The 5,623-nt window shown below is 43.8% G+C and carries 4 protein-coding genes; 2 read left to right on the top strand and 2 right to left on the bottom strand.

Features of this window, described 5'->3' with window-relative positions:
* Nucleotides 1–50 precede the first annotated feature (50 nt).
* Both IQ242_RS15480 and IQ242_RS15475 read right to left on the bottom strand, forming a co-directional pair.
* Nucleotides 51–755: a DUF2993 domain-containing protein gene (locus IQ242_RS15480; RefSeq protein ID WP_193960574.1), complete on the bottom strand. Its 705-nt coding sequence runs from the start codon at nucleotides 753–755 to the stop codon at nucleotides 51–53.
* A gap of 301 nt (nucleotides 756–1,056) precedes the next feature.
* On the bottom strand, nucleotides 1,057–1,863 hold the full coding sequence (locus IQ242_RS15475; RefSeq protein ID WP_012266581.1) for a TPM domain-containing protein: 807 nt from the start codon (nucleotides 1,861–1,863) through the stop codon (nucleotides 1,057–1,059).
* A 239-nt stretch (nucleotides 1,864–2,102) separates the two neighbouring features.
* On the opposite strand from IQ242_RS15475, the gene IQ242_RS15470 reads away from it, so the two are divergent.
* Nucleotides 2,103–4,598 (top strand): COR domain-containing protein, encoded by a 2,496-nt coding sequence (locus tag IQ242_RS15470; protein ID WP_193960573.1) that lies wholly within the window; start codon nucleotides 2,103–2,105, stop codon nucleotides 4,596–4,598.
* Between the two features lie 513 nt (nucleotides 4,599–5,111).
* Nucleotides 5,112–5,623, top strand: a 512-nt coding sequence (locus tag IQ242_RS15465; protein ID WP_193960572.1) for a DegT/DnrJ/EryC1/StrS aminotransferase family protein, incomplete at its 3' end; no start/stop codon positions are given.

Genomic DNA, 5,623 nt, shown 5'->3' with positions numbered 1-5,623 from the left:
AATTAGGGGGGTTAAACTAAGTTAACCCACCAGAATCATCCCGTTTATTGTTAAGGTAAAATCAAAAAACTTCCCTGACAGAAAAGAGTTTGATCTTCGAGAATAAAAGATTTAATCTCCACATCTTTGCCTAAATCGACGGTAAAGGGTTGCAAATCAATAGATAAATCTGGGGCTAAACCTTGCCATTGTCGGGGACTAATCCCTAAAGTGCGGGCATCTTTTAAGGTAATATCAGCGCTAAAAATTACTTCCGCACCCGTTTCTCTATGGCCGAGAAGAGAGAAATAACCCTGATTTAGGAGAACATTTTTCCAGTTAAAACGCTGTTGTGAGATAATTTCTCTGGCGTTAACAATTCCGTTATTTTCTAGGGAAAAAATTAGTAAATCGGCAAAAGCATTAACTAAAATAGTCGAGGCGATCGAATTATTTAAATCCTGCTCGTTAATTTCCACCTCACCGCTAACCCGAATAGGTTCCAAAATTTTTAGGGGTTTCCCTCGCAAAACCTGCCCGATATTAAGACGAATATTTTCCCCTCTTAATTGCGCTTTACCTAGATGTAAACCCTGATAAATCGCTTTTCCTACGGCTAAAAATACCCCGGGGATGTAACCGCGCAAAATTTGCCGATCATGACCTTGCAGCTGCATTTCTAAATCTTCTATCTGTTCTACTTGTGTTCTCAAGAACAGACGTACTGCTGGCGGCAAAACCTTACTAATAATCTCACTTTGAGTATTGACCCACATAAACGTTATCTCACTCACTCCACAATGTTTCTAATTGTAACAGAGCTAGATCGATCGAACCATGAGGGGCTGCCGTCAGCTATCATACCATTTTTCTTTATTCTTGGCAGGTATCTTACCCCCCCAACCCCCCCGACATCGGGGGGGCAAGGGGGATTGGAGGAGATTCGGCTAATCCAAGAATAAGCAGTTTAAATACGTCTTAGCTTACTTGTGAAAAATGGTATCAGTTATAGGTAAAAACTTCGCTACTTTCTTTTCACTGATTACTGATTACTGATCACTGAAAAGCCGCTAATTTTTAGGTTTTTGAGGCGTTGAGGGAATTAAAACGAGGGGAAAGATAGGCGACTAAAACTCCAAGGGCAAAACCGATTAAATTGCGGAAAAGGGGCAGTAATTCACTGGTGCGAGTAACCACTGGTCCGATGCCAAAAGCAACAAAGAGGATAAACCAGAGGGGAGAGACAATTAAAACCCATTGCCAAGCGAAAACCTGTCCTTCTTTGCGGGGAATACCGGCAAAACCGAAGACTAAACCGCCGACAATTGAGGTAATTAAAGTTAAAATCCACTGTTCCCTCGGTAAACCGGGGACCACCGCACAACCACCTTTAACTAAACAGCCTTTTACCGTGTCTAAGGATTGTACGATCGCATTATTTTCGCCATTTTCCCGGACAAAATACATATTACCGAAACGGGCCTGTAATTCGATCCAAAAAGTGCGGGGTAAAAATTCATAGACGGCATCACCAATACTAAAAGATAGTAGATTACCGCCGCGACCATCGGCCACTAGGAGAATACTTTTATCATCCAATCCCCAGAAATTAATCACTGCTCGGCCGGGGCTGCGGTCATATTGGGTTAAAACTCGCATTTTCCAGCCGGTTTCCCCTTGAAATGTCTCGATATCTCGGATTAATGCCTCTTCCTGTTTTGCGGGTAGATAATTGGCTAAATCAACGATCGGAGTGGCTTGATTGGGCAGTAATTCGGGATTATTCACCGCTAGAGCTTGATTTGGGCAGATAATCCAACCCAGACAGCTAATGACACCAATGACAAGAGCGATCGAGATTCCTCGGCAAAAACGATTGAGCATAGCACTTCTAGACAATGAGAATTTTTTCAGCAAGGGTGTAGGCTAACTTTCAGTTTCTTTACACTTATTTACTTTATCTTAAGGGAATTCTCAACTTTAGTCACTCAGTTATCGGTCATCAGATGCGAGTTTTCAGTTCACTCTCCAGAAACTCAACTCAAGCTGATGAGGTCTCAACCAGTGGCATTAACTGGATCTTTTGCCAAAATGGAGTAAATATAGTAGCGGGGGGATGGTCAATGACAGCACAGGAAGTATTAGAGTTAATTCAACGGGCAAAGGACGAAAGAGCGGGGAAGTTGGATCTGTCCAACAAAAACTTAACAGAAATTCCCCCCGAAATCCCTCAACTCACCTCCCTGCAATACCTCAACCTCAGAAATAACCAAATCAGGGAGATTCCAGAAGCGCTCGCTCACCTCACCTCCCTGCAATTCCTCGACCTCAGCAATAACCAAATCAGGGAGATTCCAGAAGCGCTCGCTCACATCACCTCCCTGCAAGGCCTCGACCTCAGCGATAACCAAATCAGGGAGATTCCAGAAGCGCTCGCTCACATCACCTCCCTGCAAGTCCTCTATCTCAGCGATAACCAAATCAGCGAGATACCAGAAGCACTCACTCACCTCACCTCCCTGCAAATCCTCGACCTCAGCGATAACCAAATCAGGGAGATTCCAGAAGCGCTCGCTCACCTCACCTCCCTGCAATACCTCTATCTCTACAATAACCAAATCAGGGAGATACCAGAAGCGCTTGCTCACCTTCACCTAGTCAACCTGAAGCGATTAGTCCTCGAAAATAACCCGATTACCAACGTTCCCCCGGAAATTATTCGTCAGGGATGGGGTAAAACAATATGGGATGATGGCAATCCGCAGGCGATTTTTAGTTATCTCAAGCATAAAGGGGAAAAACGCCCTCTTAATGAGCTTAAAGTTTTATTGGTGGGGGAGGGGGATGTGGGGAAAACTTCCCTGTTAAAGCGGTTACTGCACAATACCTTTAATTCCGGAGAACCCAAGACCCCCGGCATTAATATTGAAAAGTGGCCACTGCCCCAAAAACCCGATATTCGCCTCAATATCTGGGATTTTGGCGGTCAGAAAGTGATGCAAACCACCCATCAGTTTTTTCTGACTAAACGCAGTCTTTATCTGCTTGTCCTCGACAACCGCAAAAATGAACAGCAAAACCGTCTGGAATACTGGTTAAAACTCATTGAAACCTACGGAGGCAATTCTCCCGTGATTATCGTGGGTAATTGTGCCGATGAAAATCCCCCGCAAGTTAAGATCCGCACCCTCCGGAAAAAATATCCCCAAATCACCAAGCTAATCGCCACTTCCTGTAAAACCGGTGTGGGAATCGAGCAACTTGTGCAGGAAATCGCCTCTCAAATCGATGCTATTCCCCATATCAAAGATTTATTGCCTAATAGTTGGTTTGAGATCAAAACTCAACTAGAAGCGATGCAAGAGAGTTATGACTTTATTTCCTACGAAAAGTATCAGGAAATGTGTCAGACAGCCGAGATTAAAGAGGCCAGCGATCAAAAAAGTTTAGTGCAGTTTCTCCACGATCTCGGTATTGTCCTCAACTACCAAGATGATCCGCGACTGAATGAAACCAATGTCCTGAACCCGGAATGGGTAACTAGCGGTGTTTATGATATTCTCAATAATCACGATTTGATGGTGCAAAAAAAGGGCATTCTTTCACTGCCAGATCTGCAAGATATTCTCAAAAAAAACCAACGTTATCCCGAAAATAAACGCCGATTTTTGATGGATTTGATGGGAAAATTTGAACTCTGTTTTCCCCTTGATGGTTACAGTCCCGATCGCTATCTAATCACCGATCTTCTACCCATCGATGAACCGGATGTGGATATCTACGAAAACGCACCTTTACACTTCCAGTACCGTTATGATATCCTGCCCGGTAGCATTATTTCCCGCTTTATCGTCCGTAATCACCAGATGATCTATAAAACCATGCGTTGGCGTAGTGGTGTGGTTCTGACAATGGATCTTAATAAAGCTTTGGTGCGTGCCGACGAGGAAGATAACTATATCAGCATAAAAGCCCAGGGTTCCCGTGCTAGTGCGCTTTTAGCTATTATTAAGACAGATTTTGATAAAATTCACGCTACTATCCCTAATTTAGCCGTACAGGAAAAGTTAGTGATTCGAGAATTGCAAGGGGAAAAACCCACCGGGGTAGAAGTTCCCGTCGATTATCTCCATCTGATAAAACTCGATCGCCAAGGTATCGTCGAAGCAACTCTCCCCGGTTTGCGCGGCAAATATAATATCCGCGATATCTTAGAAGGGGTGGAATCTAAGACAGAAAGAGCAAGAGATCTCGATATAAAGGAGGAACGTAGCCGCAAAAGCCGAGAAAATCGTCCTATGAGTCCCAAAACGCCAGAAACTCCCAATCTCCTGAAACCTAGTCTCGCTTTGTTGCTGGTTTTCGCTGTGGTTGCTTGTATAGTTGCGGTGTTTGCCCATTTTGTGCCAGATTCAAAGCATATTACCAGCGTTTTGACAATTATTTTTATCTTTGCTCTTATTGTGATTGTGTTATTGCTCTGGACGGGTAAAATCAATGAAACGACCTTCAATCAGTTTTTAGAGGGTTTTTGGCGATCTATCACGATTTTTAAAGGACAAGAACCAAAAACCAACAACGATGACACCCCCCAAGAAACCCCCGAATCGGAGCAGTAAAGATTTGCATACCACAGAAAAGTAACTTAGGCAAAAAAGTTTACAAATATTTAATATTAATCTCTCTTTTTATCAAACCGGGAAAACTCTTGGCCTTTTCCCGTTCTTAACTTCTTATACTAAATCCTTTGAGGCGTTGGGTTTCATGCTTCAACCGTTCGGCAAAAGCTCACGGCCGAAGCCCAACCTACGTTCATCTTATATTTAATTCCACCCACCCACTTAGTAATTATCTTCAAAGTTTGGCGGCAAAAATAAATAGCTAGGCAGTCAACTTAATTCTTTTGGCCAAGTCAAGGCCAAACCCCCTGAATACCAATCGGCTCTCTTGGTTTAGCTGGGTTAGAATCTAGCCTAGCCTATACTTTTTCTCAGGTTATCCCAGAAGGATTAAGGATAAACCACAGAGGCACAAAGAACACAAGGACAAGAGAGCCTACAAATCTAGACAACTTGATCAAACCTATGCTAGTCTCTTGAATACTTAATAATATCTCCCTAAACAAGCAATAGATGAATTCCCATTTAATCAAAGTTCCCTTTGTTGATTTAACTTGGCAAAATCAGCCCCTACAAGCAAAAATTACCGAGGCAATCCAAACAGTTATCGACCGAGGAGATTTTGTTTTAGGCCAAGCTTTAGCCGAATTTGAAACCGCCTTTGCCCAAGCTTGCGGAGTCGAGTATGCTGTGGGAGTAGCTTCTGGCACTGCTGCTCTTGCCCTGGCTTTACAAGCTTACGGCATCGGTGCCGGGGATGAAGTGCTAGTCCCCGCTAATACCTTTGTCGCCACTCTCATGGGTGTTATTCAAGCGGGGGCCAAACCAGTTTTAGTTGATTGTCACCTCGATACGGCCTTAATTGACCTCGCGGCGGCCGCCCAAAAAATTACCCCCAACACCCGCGCCATTCTACCCGTACACCTGTACGGACAGATGGTATCACCCCAAAAATTAGAGGATTTTGCCCGCAGCCATAATCTGACTATCTTTGAAGATGCAGCCCAGGCCCATTTAGCTAGTAG

The sequence above is a fragment of the Microcystis sp. LEGE 08355 genome, from assembly GCF_015207185.1.
Lineage (GTDB): Bacteria > Cyanobacteriota > Cyanobacteriia > Cyanobacteriales > Microcystaceae > Microcystis > Microcystis panniformis.
The sequence above is the reverse complement of the archived record's forward strand: the minus strand, read 5'-3'. Positions and strand labels throughout refer to the sequence as shown.

What these genes read in the sequence shown, in the direction of transcription:
- IQ242_RS15470 (WP_193960573.1), top strand. Translation starts at nt 2,103, where the DNA reads ATGACAGCACAGGAAGTATTAGAGTTAATTCAACGGGCAAAGGACGAA.
- IQ242_RS15480 (WP_193960574.1), bottom strand. Translation starts at nt 755, where the DNA reads ATGTGGGTCAATACTCAAAGTGAGATTATTAGTAAGGTTTTGCCGCCA.
- IQ242_RS15475 (WP_012266581.1), bottom strand. Translation starts at nt 1,863, where the DNA reads ATGCTCAATCGTTTTTGCCGAGGAATCTCGATCGCTCTTGTCATTGGT.